The following is a 13,850-nucleotide window of genomic DNA, read 5'->3' on the forward strand; positions in this document are numbered from 1 at the left end:
CCGGATCGTCAGCTGCTGCCCGCGCGGCGGCGGCGATCCGGCCGCAGCAACGCCGTATCGCCGGCCGCAAGTGTCGGGCGCGCCAGCTCACCGCGCTTGACGCGCTCCAGCACCCGCCGCGAGTTGGCCGCGCAGTCGATGCCCTCCGGCCGCGCCTGGATGTCCTCGATCAGGGCCAGCAGGTGCGCCCGGCTCTCTGCCAGCCGCAACTGCAGCGCCTCGATGTCGGCCACCTTCTGCTGCAGCATCGAGATCAATGCGTCGTGCTGCCACTGGCCCATGTCCGGTGGCAGCAAGGCGCGTATCTCCTCCAGGCTGAAGCCGGCGCGCTGCGCACCGGTAATCAGCTCCAGCAGCAGCACCGCCTGCTCCGGGTAGTCGCGGTAGCCGTTGGCCTGCCGCTGGACGACCAGCAACCCTGCCTCCTCATAGAAGCGGATACGTGACGCCGCCAGGCCCGTGCGGCGGGCCAGCTCACCGATCTTCATCTGCCTGAATCCTCGACATCGGAACCCATTGACCTTCAATAAAGCTTGAAGGTTAGCGTAGCGCCATTCCCCTGTCCTGGAGCTGTCCCATGTCGCTGTTCTCGCCCCTGGCGCTGCCTTCCGGCGCCCTCATCCGCAACCGCATCGCCAAGGCGGCGATGGAGGAGAACATGGCCGACGCCGACCACGCCCCCTCCGAAGCGCTGCTGCAGTTGTACCAGCGCTGGGCCGACGGCGGCGCCGGACTGATCATCACCGGCAACGTGATGGTTGATGGCCGCGCCATGACCGGCCCCGGCGGCGTGGTGCTGGAGGACGATCGCCACCTGGAGCGTTTCATCGCCTGGGCCGACGCCGCGCGCTCGCGCGGGGTGCAGATGTGGATGCAGATCAACCACCCCGGGCGGCAGATGCCGGCCGCGCTCGGCCAGCCGGCATTGGCGCCTTCGGCGGTCCCCTTGGACATGGGCGCACTGTCCAAACAGTTCGCGCCGCCGCGGGCGATGACCGAGGCGGATATTGAAGACGTGATCGCCCGCTTCATCCGCAGTGCCGAGCTGGCCGAGCGCGCCGGTTTCAGCGGCGTGGAGATCCATGCCGCGCACGGCTACCTGCTCAGCCAGTTCCTGTCGCCGCTGTCGAACCGCCGCGATGACCGCTGGGGTGGCAGCCTGCAGAACCGTGCACGCCTGCTGCTGGAGATCGTGCAGGGTGTGCGCGCGGCGGTGGCGCCCACGTTCGTGGTGGCGGTGAAGCTCAACTCCGCCGACTTCCAGCGGGGTGGCTTCTCGCCCGAGGACGCGCGCGACGTGGTCGAGATGCTGGCGCCCCTCGGCGTGGATCTGGTCGAACTGTCCGGCGGCAGCTATGAAGCACCGGCCATGACCGGCGCCGCACGCGACCAGCGCAGCGTGGCCCGCGAAGCGTACTTCCTCGAATTCGCGCGCGAGATCGCCACGGTGGCAACGATGCCGCTGATGGTCACCGGCGGCATCCGCCGCCGCGAAGTGGCAGAGCAGGTGCTGGCCAGCGGCGTGGCCATGATCGGCATCGCCACGGCGCTGGCGATCGAGCCGGATCTGCCGCAGCACTGGCAGCAGGGCCGCGATCCGGTGCCGACACTGCGCAACATCAACTGGCGCAGCAAGCCGCTGGCGGCCAGTGCGCACATGGCCGCAGTGAAGTATCAGCTGGGCCGGTTGAGCCGGCACCGCCCCACCGCACCCACGATTTCACCGGTATGGGCCCTGCTGCTGGCACAGGCGGCCGCAAAGTGTCGGACCCGCCGCTACCGGCGCTGGATCGGCGCCCGCGCCCTCGCACACTGAGCCGCGCGGTCTTCTCATTGCCGCAGCGATGCTCCACCATCTGCAGGATCGGCGGCAGTTCCGCCGCCGGTCGCAGCATGGAGACGGAACCCACGTGGCAGCAGGATCGACCAGGAACCGGGAGAAGCTGCTCGATGACCTGCTCTCGCTGGGCCGTAACTGGGCGCTGGCGATCGCCATCGCAGGTGCCGGGGCAGCAGTTCACTACAGCGAGTCGGTGTACGAAGCAGGACTCTGGCGAGGCCTGCTGCCTACCATCTGCTTCCTGGTCGCGATCATCTGGATCGTGCTCAGCATCATCCGCTTCGACCTGACCCTCCAGCAGCACTTCGAGCGCAAGCGCACGCGCTGGCTCAGCCGCCTGCTCTATGTCGTGCTGCTGGGTACCGGCATCACCGCCGTGTTCTTCGTGACCGAACTGGCGTCCAACAACCACATCGCAAGGATGTGCGACGCCGTGGCCAACGAACCGGCCAGCCGGATCCACCGGTCCGCCGAGTGCCAGCGCCTGTACCAGCATCGGGCGGCGTACCGGCAGCGGTTGGAATCGGCCGAGGGCGAGTTCGACTGAGCAGATGCATGGGCGAAGGCGCACGAGGACTCACACAGGGGTCCAGCAAGGGTGGATTCGAAATAGTTGTATGGACTTCATTGCAACGCGACGCCACGCTTTCTTGCCGGAAAGCCGTGATCGAACGCAGTCCATGAAGTCACCCACCGCCCGCTCCCGTCTCCCCGCCCGGCCGCGGAAAATCGGCAGCGAAGTACGAATCTTCAGGCGCTATCACCAGTACGCCATCGTTGCCGCCGGAGCCGGACCACTGGCAATACTCCTGTTTGCCGTCGCACCCGAACTTGGGCCGCTTCCGGCACTGGGCGCGGCAGCGATTTTCACGCTGTCGCCGCTGATTCTCGGCTTCGTTGTCTATTCCCCACAACGGGACCGGGTGGTACTGGAACAGGATCGTCTGGTATTCCAGCACCGTCCTCCTCTCCCGTTCAAGCAGATCCGGTCCTACAACCTGGACGATCATGTCGATCTGATCCTGATCGATGGACCGAGCGTGCTGCTGCAGCGCACGCGGGCATCGATGCATGATTTCCCAACCTTCCGGGACGCACTGGCAGAGGCGCTCGCAGATCGGCCCGCCAACGCTGCCGCGGCTCCGCAACGTCGCCACTTCTTCGGTGCCTGGCCCGCACGCGTTTGGGGTGCGGGCCTGTTGCTGGCGACGGCGGCACTGGTGATCACGGGCGTACTGCATGGCTGGCCGTTGTACAAAGCACCGATCCTTGGGATCGCGCCCGTGGTGGGCATTGGGCTATTGCTGTCGCGCCGCCGTCACTGATCGCGCCGTCGGCGAAGTACACATGGCGTGGATGTATGTTCGGGCACAGTACGCGCGCCGCTCACGCTTGGAACCATCCAGCCACCATGCTCCACGCGCCTGCCCCCGCACATCACGATGCCATCGCCCTGCAGGCGGGCGTGCTCGGCAGCGTGTTGGGCGTGGCTCTGTACAAGGCCATCGCGTTGTCGGCGCTGGCGACCGGATCCTTGATCGTGATCGGGCTGTGGCTGCTGGCCTGCGCGCTGCTGGCTGCCTGGGCACTGGCCGCCTGCCTGGCCTGGCTTGCGCTGAGCCGGCGCGTATTCGTGCTGATGCTGGCGCTGAGCATGATCCTGATGATCTGCGTCGCCTGACAGCAGCAGGCGCCGGACTATCGCGCATCTGTTACAGAATAACAAGTGCGGTTGGACGGATTGCTCGTGCCCGGGGTCACGGATTTGAATTCCATGGCCAGCCCGGCACCACCCGAGACTCCCCATGATCCTGCAGCCCCTGCTTCGCGCCTCCCTCACCGCCTTTGCCCTGGCCACGCTCAGCGCCTGTGCCACGTATGACGACAGCAACATGCACCAGGCCTGCCAGGAGTCGCCGCATCTGAAGGACCTGCCGCCCGAAGTGGCTGCCCGCGAGAGCCGCTGCAACAAGAGCATGGAAGTGTGGTCGAGCGAGCGCAAGGGCAGTGACAGGCCGATCGACCTGAGCGGCAAGAAGAAGGATCTCTGATCCGCCGGGCATCTTGATCGTTCCAATGCATGCGGATGACCAGCCCGTCACGATCGGGGGGGCAGGATAAGGCCTCCCCATCACGACGACTTTCCCGATGCCGGCCACTGGTCACCCTGTCATCCATGCCTTTGAAGCTGTGTTCGACCTGTCTGGCGGGGTGGAGCGCATTACGGCGCTCACTGTCATCTGCCGGCATTGCTCTGAAACCCGCTCGGCCAGCGAAGACAATCTGGTCCAGCTGCCGGGCGGCGCCTTGTTCCGCTGCGACGGATGCGGCAGTCATCAGGCGGTGAGCCATGCGCGGGTTGCCGATTGGCAGGTGAATTCGCTTCTGGGTGTCTGAGGCTGCAATACGACGGTGCCACGACGCAGGCTGTTGGCGCAGGGATGATGGTGCAGTCAGAGGGCGCCCCGTGAGCCACCTCGTCCGCCGCGCAGGGCCGATGACAGCCAGGGCAAAGGAGCTGTGCAGGGCGCAATGACATCACCTCGGCTAAGCTGCGGCACCTTTCTTCGCGCACGGCCATGCATCCCTTCCCCCTTCCTGTCTCGGCACCCGATCAACTCGCCTACCGACTGCTGCAGGACAGCGACTGGGCCCGTTCCACCGACGCGATCAACGCTCCTCCCGAACTTCGCGCTCTGCTGGCGATGATCCTGGATTCTCCGGAGCCTCTGTGGATCGCATGGGGCCACGACAACAAGGCGTTCTTCTTCAACGATGCCTACCTGCCGATGCTGGGCGGCAAGCTGCACGGCGCCATGGGCAGCCGATTGGAAGACGTCTGGGCGGACGTCTGGGCCGACGTCGTCGATGCTGTCAACGACGCCTTCGGCGGTACAAGCCGCAGTTTCAAGAACATGCCGTTGATGATGGACCGTGATGGCACGTTGCGCGAGACATTCTGGACGTTCTCCTACTCGCCGCTGCGTGCCGGTTGCGGAGGCGTGGCCGGCATCATCTGCATGGTCAGCGAGCAGACCGAGCGGGTGATCGAACGCGACCGGCACACCCGCCAGGTAGCGGCCATCACCGAGCAGGCACGCGAGGCCCATCTTGAACTGGTACGCGCCCGCGAACAGCTGCGGCAGTCGCAGAAGCTGGAGGCCATCGGCCAGCTGACCGGCGGCGTTGCCCACGACTTCAACAATCTGCTGCAGGTCATCACCGGTTCCGTGGACATGCTGCTGCATACCTGGCCGGCCGAAGATGCGCGCCTGCGCTATGTACAGGCGATCGAAACCGCCGCTGACCGCGCCACTCGCCTGACCGCCCAGCTTCTGGCGTTCTCGCGCAGGCAGAGCCTGTCGCCGCAGGTATTCGACCTTTGCGAGAGCGTACGCGCGCTTTCAGACATCATCACCACAGTGCTGGGTGCACGCATCTCCGTGTCGGTGAACCTGCCCGACGCCCCGTTGCCGGTGCTGCTGGACCGGACCCAGCTCGACACCGCACTGATCAACATCGCGGTGAACGCGCGCGACGCCATTGACGGCCACGGCAAGGTGACGATCGATGTGGAACAGCTGACATCGGTGCCTTCCGTACGGTTCGCGGCGCCGATGAAAGGCAACTTCGCTGCGATCAGCGTCAGCGACACCGGTGCCGGTATCGATCCGTCCGTGGTGGACCGGATCTTCGAGCCATTCTTCACCACCAAGGGAGTGGGCGCGGGCACCGGGCTTGGCCTCAGCCAGGTTTTCGGCTTCGTCAAGCAGTCCGAGGGCGAAGTGGACGTACAGAGCCAGGCCGGTGTCGGTACGCGCTTCACGCTGTATCTGCCCCTGGCGCAGGCAAACGCCTCCATCGAGCTGCCGACCGCGCAACCGGGATTGCTGCATGGTCACGGATTGTGCGTGCTGGTGGTGGAAGACAATGTGGATGTGGCCGAATTTGCAGTCGGTGCGCTGCGCGAGCTTGAGTACAACGTCGTACTCGCGCGCAATGCCGACGAAGCACTGGCGGAGCTCGAGCGCGACGCTGCGCGTTTCCACGTGGTGTTCAGCGACGTGGTCATGCCCGGGACCAATGGGCTGGATCTGGCCCGCACCATCCGCAGCCGCCTGCCCGATCTTCCGATCATCCTCACCAGTGGCTACAGCGAACTGCTGGCCCGCGATCCAGGCCACGGTTTCACGCTGCTGCGCAAGCCCTACTCACTGAAGCAGCTGGCCTTGGTGATGACCGAGGCCAGCTGTCGCTCGCAGACGATGGTGACTGCGCATTAGCGGGCAGATCACCGGGTCGGACCGGTCCAGGAAGCAAGCGCTGAATCGAGGCCGGACATATCCCCCCGTGTGCCACAGGCCCAGGCAACGATGCCATCCGGGCGCACCAGCACCGCCCCCAGGCCCGACGCCACATCCCCGGTATCTGCGGCGCAGGCGATGGAAGGCTGCCAGCGTTGGCCATGCTGCGGCGGCGAAGACGCCGGGTCGAAAACAAGCAGCGCCCCCTGCCCCGCTCTCAGCAGTTCGCCCAGGCGGCGGCCATCGACCAACCGGAAGTCCGGCGCGCTCCTGCCGACCAGCGGGTGGTCCCCGTCAAGATCCAGCTGCTGCGAAACACCCCAGATCCGCTCGGCCAGATACGTGGCCCCATCGCGGGTGCCGGCCAGGTCGGCCATGATCGCTGCCAGTGCGCGCGAACCGGCCCCGGGTCGCATCAGCGCAACCTGCGCGCGCGACCAGTCCAGCACCTTGGCGCCCACCGGATGGCGCTCAGCCTGATAGCTGTCCAGCAGCGCCTCATCGGCCTTGCCCCGCGCCACGGCGGCCAGCTTCCAACCGAGGTTCATCGCATCGCCGATGCCGAGGTTCAGTCCCTGGCCGCCCAACGGCGAATGCATGTGCGCGGCATCACCTGCCAACATCACACGTCCGCTGCGATAGGCCGTCGCCTGGCGCGCAGCATCGGTCCATGTCGTGGCCAGGTGCAATGCAGTGATCGTTGCCTCGCAGCCAGACACCCGCCGCAGCAACGCTTGCGCGGTGTGCCGGTCCAGTGGCGTGCGATGGCCGGCGCCACCATCGAAATCGGCCAGCGCCAGCATGCCTGGCGGGTTGAAATTGCACATCCCGTGATCGGTGAACTGTCGGCCTGGTGTGAGTACACACCCATCTGCCAGTTCGACCAGCAGCGTGTACCCGGTGAACTCTGGCCCGGTTCCAGCAAAGAGGAAGCCCGATTGCTTGCGTACCGTGCTGCGGGCCCCATCACAACCGACCAGCCAGCGGCCGTGGACCCTGCCGGAGCCGGTGTGCACGGCAACCTGCGCCTCGTGCGCATCCACCGCCTGTACCGCACGCCCGCGTTCGATGCGCACGCCCAGCGCAGCCGCACGTTCGGCAAACACCGCTTCCAGGGCCTGCAACTCCACCGCCATCTGGGTGCCCGCCGGTGTCGGCAGGCGCCAGCTCCAGCGCGCCTGGTCCACATCGTCCAGTGCAAATGGAATACCCGCGAAGTGCCCACCCAGCGCACGCGGCTGCGCCAGCCAATGAGCGGTGCCGGGCGGCGGTGCGCCCTTGTCGGGCTTGAGGACCTGTGTCGCGGCGACCGCGTCCAACAGGCCGCGCCGATCCAGTGCCTCCAGCGTGGGGGCGTTCAGGCCGCGCAGCCCGAATGGCAGGCGCTTCAACGGCGAATCAGCGGACCCGGCCTGTTCCAGAACCAGCACCGAACACCCGGCCTGGGCCAGTTCGCAGGACAGGAACAAGCCAACCGGGCCAGCACCGGCAATGACAACGTCGTACAGCATGGAGATTCCTTGTGAGCGCCGGGTCGGCGCTCTGGCGGCCCAAATGTTACACTCGGTGTACGTTTTAACAAGTGAACCGCCCATGACCCCGCCCCCTGGTCGTCGCGAACAACGCAAGGCCGAGACCCGACAAGCGATTTCGGACGTCGCCACCGAGCTGATCATCCGGCGCGGCTTCGAGGCCGTCTCCATGTCCGAGATCGCCGAAGCCGCGGGCGTCTCACGCAAGACGGTCTTCAACTACTTCGCCAGCAAGGAAGACCTGGTGTTCGATCGCGATGAGGAGGCGCGCATGCTGCTGCGCGAGGGCATGATGGCGCGCAGCGCCATGACCCCGCTCGCGGCCTTCCAGTCACTCGCGCGTGAGTTGCTGGAGGCCGGCCATCCGCTGCTGCGCATCAATACCGGCGCTGCCGCCTTCTGGGGCACCGTGGCCGAGAGCCCGGTACTGGTCGCGCACGCGCGACGCCTGCAGGCGCAGTTAACTGACGATCTGGCGCGATTGATGGCCGACGCTGTCGGCCGGCCAGCACATGACGCCGAAGCGCGATTGGGCGCGGCCATGCTGCTGGCGTCGATGGTGGCGGCCTATGAGAAAGGACTGGCAAGCCAGCTTCAGCACGAGGACCCGCGCGAGGCCATGCTGCAGCTGATCGTGCGCGGTGCCACCGGGGTGCTGGTGGCCCTGGCGGGTACCCCGTATACGGATCCCGGCGCGCGTCCATAGCGCATTCGGGGGATGGGCTTCGAAGTGTTGCAAATGCTAATCTTTCTCATTTGCAGACACATGACCCTCCCCCAATGCCCCTTTCCACGCCCCTGCAGCGCAGCCTCTGCCTGGCACTGACCCTGCCCCTGGCCGCCCTTGCCCATGCTGCCGAGCCCTCGACGACCACGCCCAAGGACCTGGACAAGGTCGAGGTTCGCGGACGTGCACAGACGCTGTATCGGGTAGACGATGCCGCGGTCGGTACCCGCACGGATACCCCCCTGGAGCTGGTCCCACAGTCGATCCAGGTCATCCCGCGTGAACTGATCGACGACCAGGCCGCGCGCCAGGTGACCGACCTCTATCGCAGCATCAGCGGCATCAGCTATTTCAGCTATGCCGGGGTGACCCTGCGCGGCTTCCGCCAGGAGAACGTGCTGTATGACGGCCTGCGCGGCGACCCGTACGCAGGATTTTCGGTGCCGCAGCTGTTCAACATCGAGCGCGTGGAAGTGCTGAAGGGGCCGGCAGGCGCACTGTATGGCGGGGGTGATGCGGGCGGTGTCATCAACTACGTGACCCGCAAGCCGAAAGCCAGCGACGAACGCCGCATCGAGGTCCAGCTCGGCGACAAGGACTTCCGTGCCGGATCGATCGAGGGTACCGGGCCGTTGAATGCCGCCGGCAGCGTACGCTATCGCGCCGGGCTCTATGCCGACAGTGAACAGGGCGTGCGCTGGAACACCGACAGCGAGAGCGTGATCGGCGACGCCTCGCTGGCCTTCGACGTTGGCCAGACCGGCGAGCTGGTGCTGCAGTTCACCGACATCACCCAGAACCTTGGCGGCAACCGCCTGCGTGGCGTGCCGGTCAACGATGCAGGCACGTTCCTGACCGACCGCCGCTGGAACCACAACGAGGCCAGCGACTTCCTCGACATGCGCGCCAAAGTGGCGCTGGCGCAGTACCGTTTCGCGCCGAGCGACACTCTGGACCTGGACTTCGCCGCCCGCTGGTTCAGCAACAACGAACACCAGATGTACCACGAGCCGATGGGCCTGATCGATCGTGACCGCGATGGCGTGGCCGAGTGGATGACCCGCCAGCTGCGCAACCAGATACGCGACAACGAAGCATTCACTGCCAACGGCAATGCCGTCTGGCGGGTGGCCACCGGCACGGTTGAGCACAAGGTGCTGTTCGGCGCCGATGTGTACCAGCTGGATGCGGATTTCACCGCACAGACCGCGAACAGCGCTGACCTTGCGCGTGGCGCCGGGCCGGTGCGCGGCATCGACCTGTTCAATCCCGTGTACGGCGCCAGTACCTGGCACGACTACAACCTGGCGGCCCTGCCCTGGCGCAGCACATCCACCCGCAGCAAGCGCCATGGCGGCTACCTGCAGGACGAACTGGTACTGGGCCCGCGCTGGCATTTGCTGGCCGGGGTGCGCTGGGATGGCTTCAAGGATGAGGATCGCATCACTGGCAACAGTGTGGATGGCAACGATCTCAGCTGGCGGCTGGGCAGCACGTTCACCGTGCGCGAGGGCCTGAACGTCTACGCCAACGTCGCCAGTGGTTTCGTGCCGCAGAGTGCCGCCAACCAGAACCCGGCCGCTGGCGGACCGTTCGATGCCGAGCGCAGCAAGCAGTGGGAAGTAGGCATGAAGTCGCTGCTGGCCGACCGTGTGGCCTTGAACATGGCGGTCTACCGGATCGACCGCAGCAACATCGTGCAGGCCACCGGCGAGGTGATCGGTGGCGTGAACCAGTTGGCCGCGCTGGGCCTGGTACGCAGCACCGGCATGGAGCTTGACCTGCTGGCCGACCTCAGCGAGCGCTGGGTGCTGAATCTGACGTACGCCTACAACGATGCGCGGGTGAAGGACGCCGAACCGAATGGCATCACCAACGCCTCAGGCGACCGATTCGCCAATGCGCCGCGCAACAAGCTGGGGTTGTGGACGCGTTATGACCTGCCGGCGATCAACTCCGCCATCGGTTTTGGCGCCGATCACGTCGGCGAACGCGTCAGCCTGGATGGGCAGACGGTCAAGGCCTACACCGTGTTCGACGTGAGCTGGAAGACCACGTGGAGGCAGTGGCAGTTCCAGGCCAACGTCAAGAACCTGTTCGACAAGGTGTACGCGGCCAGTGGCTTCATTGAACGCAACGGGCATTTCCCCGGCGATCCACGGCGGGTGTATGTGCAGGCGGCCTACAGCTTCTGACCGGAAGCACGTGTAGCGCTGATCCACTGCCGGCAAGCAGATCGTTGCCTGGCACTGGTCCACGCGTGTCCGAAACCGTCGGCACTTCCAGTCACTTGTGCACGATCTCCTCCGCCTGTAGCGTTGCCGTTGCCCAAGGAGGGCTATCAACGGAGTGAAGCATGAAGATTGGATTCAAGCTGTCTGTTGCTATTGCGGCTGCTGCACTGACCCTGGGAATCGGCAGTGCCTCCGCGCAGTCCCGCTGTACCCCTTGCTATACCGCGTATGACGCGTGCCTGGCGGCGGGTAATGGCGAGAAAGTCTGTTACCCGGCGTTTGCTCGTTGCCTGCGGAACAGCGGCTGCACCATCCCGTAAGCCACGCACTGCCGTGATGCGTGCCGGCCCCCATTTCGGGGGCTGGCATTGGCTGGCAGGCGCTGCGCCTTACTACTGAAAAGGTTCCATACGCGACTGGCGGTGTGATTTCATCCCATCCGCATCGCATGGTTCTCGCGCGCCTGCACATCAATTTCCTGCTGGCGTTGCGCGGCAGTCTGCTGGCGATCCAGGTCGACCGCTTTCATCTGCTGCAACGACTGCGCAACCGGCGTCTGTACTGCTATATCCGTGGGCATTGAAGCGCGCAGGTGGGCGGGGTCGGTCATCTCGCCCTGCACCACGAACACGTTCCGCCCTGCGGGAGCGTCGGCCGTCTGGGCGCTCAGCAGCACGTGATCGGCGCGTTCAAGCTGGTTGCGGCGGGCCAAGGCCATCACGCTCGCCACAAGACGCTCGCTGTTCTCATCGTGGGTACGTCCCGCGCTGGCATCGATCGCGGCCACGCCTTCGCGCACCTGCTGCAGCAATGTGTACTCACGGTGGCCAGGACCAATGTCGGCCAGACGGGTCGGCGCCTGTGAGGGATCCGGCACGTCGTCCACCGCTGCGGTCAGCGGGCTGCGGGTAATGGTCCGATATGGGTCGTCCGGGTGGAACTGGGTTCGCTTCTCCAGGCGCTCCAGACGAACCTCGCGCGCGTCGTTGAGTTCGGCGATACGTGAGGGATCGGTGATCTCGCGCAGCGACATGTGACCGCCGCCCGCACTGATGCTGGCCCATTTCCTGTCCGCCTCGAAGTACATCGCGTAGTAGCTGTTGCCACCGATGACGTTCGGATCGACCGCCGAGCGCCCTTCCAGGGCCTGGGTGGCTTCCAGCACGCTCAACCGGGTGAGGTACTGGCCGCCTTTCGTCCATCCCATCTGGCTGATGGCATCGACGCTGGTGTTGCCTACACGCGGGCCTCCGGCGTAGTCATTGTTGAGCATGTTGGTCCAGATCTGTTCCAGCTTCGCGGGGCCGCTCTTCTGCTCAGCCGCCTGCAGCAACACGCGCGGCGTCCAGCAGTTGGGATCGAGTTCATGCCGTTCAAATGCACGGTCGTGAGCCAGCATCACATCCTTGCCGGGAAGATTCAGTGCCAGGTCTGGGCGGCGCTCGTTCATCCACTGCTGCCGCAACTCAAGATCTCTTTCTAGCAGCGTCTGCCCAAAGGACTCCCATTGCCGTTCGGTCAACTGTGCATTTGGAAATCGGGATCCCTCTTCCTGCTGGCTCTTCGCGTAGTCCTGTGCATAGGTGTTCGCGACGCGTCCCGGCAGGCTGTCATTGCGTACAACACCCAGTGCCAGTGTCCCGTATCCATCGGCTCCCGGCAGTTGCGACAGGTAGTTCCAGTAAAGCTCGCGGTTACCGTCTCTGGCATAGCTGCCAAGGACGCTCAGATCTCGCTCGGTCAATCCACTCATACCCTACCCCTTCACTTCCTTGAATCACCGATCACTTGGACCGGGTGCGCGCGATGACGTCCCTGAGGGCCTCTTCCATGCGCTTCCAGTCCTTCAGAAACGCTCTTTTGTAGTCCAGGCTGACGGACAGCTTGTTGTCGATGTCCACGAAGTAATGAACGCAGCCCGCTGCCACTTCCCCGGGCTCACTGATCACCTCGCGCCCCTCCAGCCGCACGCCGTCGCGTCGGAATTCCTCGCCGTCACATTTGATGAACGAGCTGATCCGACCATCGCCCTGGCGTGCGATGTACCAGTCTCTCTCGTAGGCGGGATTGCGCACAGGCGGCTTCCCGTACCGCGCCTCATACTTCTTCGCGTACACCACCATCTTCGCTTCATCGATTGCATAGGGCGTCAGGCCCAAGGTCTGCGGATTTGCAACGCGTTGATCGAGACGGTCCCTGGGGTCCTCCCTTTCCACAGAGCCCTCCTCCGTGATGGCTTCATTTGACGACAGCCTTGAAAGCAGTGTTTCGACGGGAACGCGATCGACGTAGTTGATCCGAATGGGAATCTCCTTCCGGAAATCATTCGTACGCGGATTCGCCCGCGCACCCGGCGCCGTCGGCTTCATGTCCGGCCACTCGATGACCAGCGTCACGCCCTCGCCCGGCCACGGTGCGATCTGGCTGTCCAGGTAGTTGGCTGGAATGCGGAAGGTATTCGGCCCGAGCTTCACGTCCACGGGTGCATCGGTATAGGTGTGGCCGTTGATCGTGCGGCCGGTCTGGGTTGCGCCGGACATGGCGGGATTCCTTTCGTGTTCGTTGGACGGTGGCCGCGCACAGGCGCCGGCACTCACTGCAACGGCAAGTGCAAGCGTCAGACACCGGCTGGGGGACATCACGTGCATGGGCATTCCATTGCAGGGTTCCAGCGCCACTATAGGCAACCGGGCGTCCACGGAACAGGAACCGCATCGCAGCCCTTCATGAAATGAGGCGGCGCTCCACATACGCTGCCGGCAGTACTGCGGATGCTGCTTCGGCACTCCACTCCAGGTCTCAGCCGTCGCTGTCCGTGCCTTTATGGCCGCGATAGGTTTCACCCCACTCGCGCATGGCAAGCAGCACCGGCACCAGCGTGCGGCCGAATTCGGAAAGCTCGTACTCCACCTTCGGCGGCACTTCCGGGTACACGTGGCGGATCACCACGCCGTCAGCCTCCAGTTCCCGCAGCTGGCTGGTCAGCATGGACTGGGTGGCGTTGGGCACACGCCGCGTCAGCTCCATGAAGCGTCGCTTGCCTGTCATCAGGTGAAACAGAATGATCGGCTTCCACACGCCGCCCATCACCGACAGCGTGACTTCCACCGCGCAACCGCTCTTGCCGTCCCAACGCCTGCTACGCATGCATACTCCGGAAAACCATAGTACCTACGGAAAATCATCGTTCTTGTTGCGATAACGGTGCGAGCC

Annotated in this window: 15 protein-coding genes; 10 read left to right on the top strand and 5 right to left on the bottom strand. The window is 65.1% G+C overall.

What is annotated here, in order from left to right; genetic code table 11:
* Positions 1 to 8: 8 nt before the first annotated feature.
* Positions 9 to 488: a MerR family transcriptional regulator gene (locus AC5P6S_RS04765; RefSeq protein ID WP_005410131.1), complete on the bottom strand. Its 480-nt coding sequence runs from the start codon at positions 486 to 488 to the stop codon at positions 9 to 11.
* Positions 489 to 577: 89 nt separating this feature from the next.
* Between AC5P6S_RS04765 and AC5P6S_RS04770 the strand changes: the two genes are divergently transcribed.
* The 7 genes from AC5P6S_RS04770 to AC5P6S_RS04800 all read left to right on the top strand — a co-directional run bounded on the left by AC5P6S_RS04770 (position 578) and on the right by AC5P6S_RS04800 (position 6,123).
* Positions 578 to 1,816 carry an NADH:flavin oxidoreductase/NADH oxidase family protein gene (locus tag AC5P6S_RS04770; protein ID WP_005413844.1) on the top strand — a complete coding sequence of 413 codons (1,239 nt, stop codon included), beginning with the start codon at positions 578 to 580 and terminating at the stop codon, positions 1,814 to 1,816.
* A 94-nt stretch (positions 1,817 to 1,910) separates the two neighbouring features.
* Positions 1,911 to 2,387 carry a hypothetical protein gene (locus AC5P6S_RS04775; RefSeq protein WP_005413845.1) on the top strand — a complete coding sequence of 159 codons (477 nt, stop codon included), beginning with the start codon at positions 1,911 to 1,913 and terminating at the stop codon, positions 2,385 to 2,387.
* A gap of 133 nt (positions 2,388 to 2,520) precedes the next feature.
* On the top strand, positions 2,521 to 3,165 hold the full coding sequence (locus AC5P6S_RS04780; protein WP_049396608.1) for a hypothetical protein: 645 nt from the start codon (positions 2,521 to 2,523) through the stop codon (positions 3,163 to 3,165).
* 86 nt (positions 3,166 to 3,251) lie between these two features.
* On the top strand, positions 3,252 to 3,521 hold the full coding sequence (locus AC5P6S_RS04785) for a hypothetical protein (protein ID WP_495204489.1): 270 nt from the start codon (positions 3,252 to 3,254) through the stop codon (positions 3,519 to 3,521).
* A gap of 124 nt (positions 3,522 to 3,645) precedes the next feature.
* Positions 3,646 to 3,891, top strand: coding sequence for a hypothetical protein (locus tag AC5P6S_RS04790; RefSeq protein WP_024958240.1), 246 nt, complete (start codon positions 3,646 to 3,648; stop codon positions 3,889 to 3,891).
* A 97-nt stretch (positions 3,892 to 3,988) separates the two neighbouring features.
* Complete coding sequence (locus tag AC5P6S_RS04795) at positions 3,989 to 4,237, top strand: hypothetical protein (RefSeq protein WP_005410137.1); 249 nt, start codon at positions 3,989 to 3,991, stop codon at positions 4,235 to 4,237.
* Positions 4,238 to 4,419: 182 nt separating this feature from the next.
* On the top strand, positions 4,420 to 6,123 hold the full coding sequence (locus tag AC5P6S_RS04800) for an ATP-binding protein (protein ID WP_049396605.1): 1,704 nt from the start codon (positions 4,420 to 4,422) through the stop codon (positions 6,121 to 6,123).
* 8 nt (positions 6,124 to 6,131) lie between these two features.
* Here the strand turns inward: AC5P6S_RS04800 and AC5P6S_RS04805 are convergent, their stop codons facing one another.
* Positions 6,132 to 7,655, bottom strand: a complete 1,524-nt coding sequence (locus AC5P6S_RS04805; RefSeq protein ID WP_049396604.1) for an FAD-dependent monooxygenase — start codon at positions 7,653 to 7,655, stop codon at positions 6,132 to 6,134.
* Between the two features lie 82 nt (positions 7,656 to 7,737).
* On the opposite strand from AC5P6S_RS04805, the gene AC5P6S_RS04810 reads away from it, so the two are divergent.
* The 3 genes from AC5P6S_RS04810 (at position 7,738) to AC5P6S_RS04820 (ending at position 10,957) form a co-directional block, all read left to right on the top strand.
* A complete protein-coding gene (locus AC5P6S_RS04810) occupies positions 7,738 to 8,382 on the top strand; it encodes a TetR/AcrR family transcriptional regulator (RefSeq protein ID WP_495204490.1) in 645 nt (214 codons plus the stop codon).
* Positions 8,383 to 8,456: 74 nt separating this feature from the next.
* A complete protein-coding gene (locus AC5P6S_RS04815) occupies positions 8,457 to 10,598 on the top strand; it encodes a TonB-dependent siderophore receptor (RefSeq protein WP_495204491.1) in 2,142 nt (713 codons plus the stop codon).
* Positions 10,599 to 10,759: 161 nt separating this feature from the next.
* Positions 10,760 to 10,957 carry a hypothetical protein gene (locus tag AC5P6S_RS04820; RefSeq protein ID WP_005410142.1) on the top strand — a complete coding sequence of 66 codons (198 nt, stop codon included), beginning with the start codon at positions 10,760 to 10,762 and terminating at the stop codon, positions 10,955 to 10,957.
* A 110-nt stretch (positions 10,958 to 11,067) separates the two neighbouring features.
* On the opposite strand, the gene AC5P6S_RS04825 is transcribed toward AC5P6S_RS04820, so the two are convergent.
* The 3 genes from AC5P6S_RS04825 to AC5P6S_RS04835 all read right to left on the bottom strand — a co-directional run bounded on the left by AC5P6S_RS04825 (position 11,068) and on the right by AC5P6S_RS04835 (position 13,784).
* Positions 11,068 to 12,390: a Smlt3024 family type IV secretion system effector gene (locus AC5P6S_RS04825; protein WP_495204492.1), complete on the bottom strand. Its 1,323-nt coding sequence runs from the start codon at positions 12,388 to 12,390 to the stop codon at positions 11,068 to 11,070.
* Between the two features lie 31 nt (positions 12,391 to 12,421).
* Positions 12,422 to 13,285 (bottom strand): Smlt3025 familytype IV secretion system inhibitor, encoded by an 864-nt coding sequence (locus AC5P6S_RS04830; RefSeq protein WP_495204493.1) that lies wholly within the window; start codon positions 13,283 to 13,285, stop codon positions 12,422 to 12,424.
* 151 nt (positions 13,286 to 13,436) lie between these two features.
* A complete protein-coding gene (locus AC5P6S_RS04835) occupies positions 13,437 to 13,784 on the bottom strand; it encodes a winged helix-turn-helix transcriptional regulator (RefSeq protein WP_049449066.1) in 348 nt (115 codons plus the stop codon).
* Between the last annotated feature and the right edge of the window lie 66 nt (positions 13,785 to 13,850).

The sequence above is a fragment of the Stenotrophomonas sp. YJH_SMC_119 genome (assembly GCF_059368315.1).

Excerpts from the sequence above, each read along its gene's own strand:
- AC5P6S_RS04785 (WP_495204489.1), top strand. The coding sequence starts at position 3,252 with ATGCTCCACGCGCCTGCCCCCGCACATCACGATGCCATCGCCCTGCAG.
- AC5P6S_RS04830 (WP_495204493.1), bottom strand. The coding sequence starts at position 13,285 with ATGCACGTGATGTCCCCCAGCCGGTGTCTGACGCTTGCACTTGCCGTT.
- AC5P6S_RS04805 (WP_049396604.1), bottom strand. The coding sequence starts at position 7,655 with ATGCTGTACGACGTTGTCATTGCCGGTGCTGGCCCGGTTGGCTTGTTC.
- AC5P6S_RS04795 (WP_005410137.1), top strand. The coding sequence starts at position 3,989 with ATGCCGGCCACTGGTCACCCTGTCATCCATGCCTTTGAAGCTGTGTTC.
- AC5P6S_RS04765 (WP_005410131.1), bottom strand. The coding sequence starts at position 488 with ATGAAGATCGGTGAGCTGGCCCGCCGCACGGGCCTGGCGGCGTCACGT.
- AC5P6S_RS04810 (WP_495204490.1), top strand. The coding sequence starts at position 7,738 with ATGACCCCGCCCCCTGGTCGTCGCGAACAACGCAAGGCCGAGACCCGA.
- AC5P6S_RS04800 (WP_049396605.1), top strand. The coding sequence starts at position 4,420 with ATGCATCCCTTCCCCCTTCCTGTCTCGGCACCCGATCAACTCGCCTAC.
- AC5P6S_RS04780 (WP_049396608.1), top strand. The coding sequence starts at position 2,521 with ATGAAGTCACCCACCGCCCGCTCCCGTCTCCCCGCCCGGCCGCGGAAA.
- AC5P6S_RS04770 (WP_005413844.1), top strand. The coding sequence starts at position 578 with ATGTCGCTGTTCTCGCCCCTGGCGCTGCCTTCCGGCGCCCTCATCCGC.
- AC5P6S_RS04825 (WP_495204492.1), bottom strand. The coding sequence starts at position 12,390 with ATGAGTGGATTGACCGAGCGAGATCTGAGCGTCCTTGGCAGCTATGCC.
- AC5P6S_RS04835 (WP_049449066.1), bottom strand. The coding sequence starts at position 13,784 with ATGCGTAGCAGGCGTTGGGACGGCAAGAGCGGTTGCGCGGTGGAAGTC.
- AC5P6S_RS04790 (WP_024958240.1), top strand. The coding sequence starts at position 3,646 with ATGATCCTGCAGCCCCTGCTTCGCGCCTCCCTCACCGCCTTTGCCCTG.
- AC5P6S_RS04820 (WP_005410142.1), top strand. The coding sequence starts at position 10,760 with ATGAAGATTGGATTCAAGCTGTCTGTTGCTATTGCGGCTGCTGCACTG.
- AC5P6S_RS04815 (WP_495204491.1), top strand. The coding sequence starts at position 8,457 with ATGCCCCTTTCCACGCCCCTGCAGCGCAGCCTCTGCCTGGCACTGACC.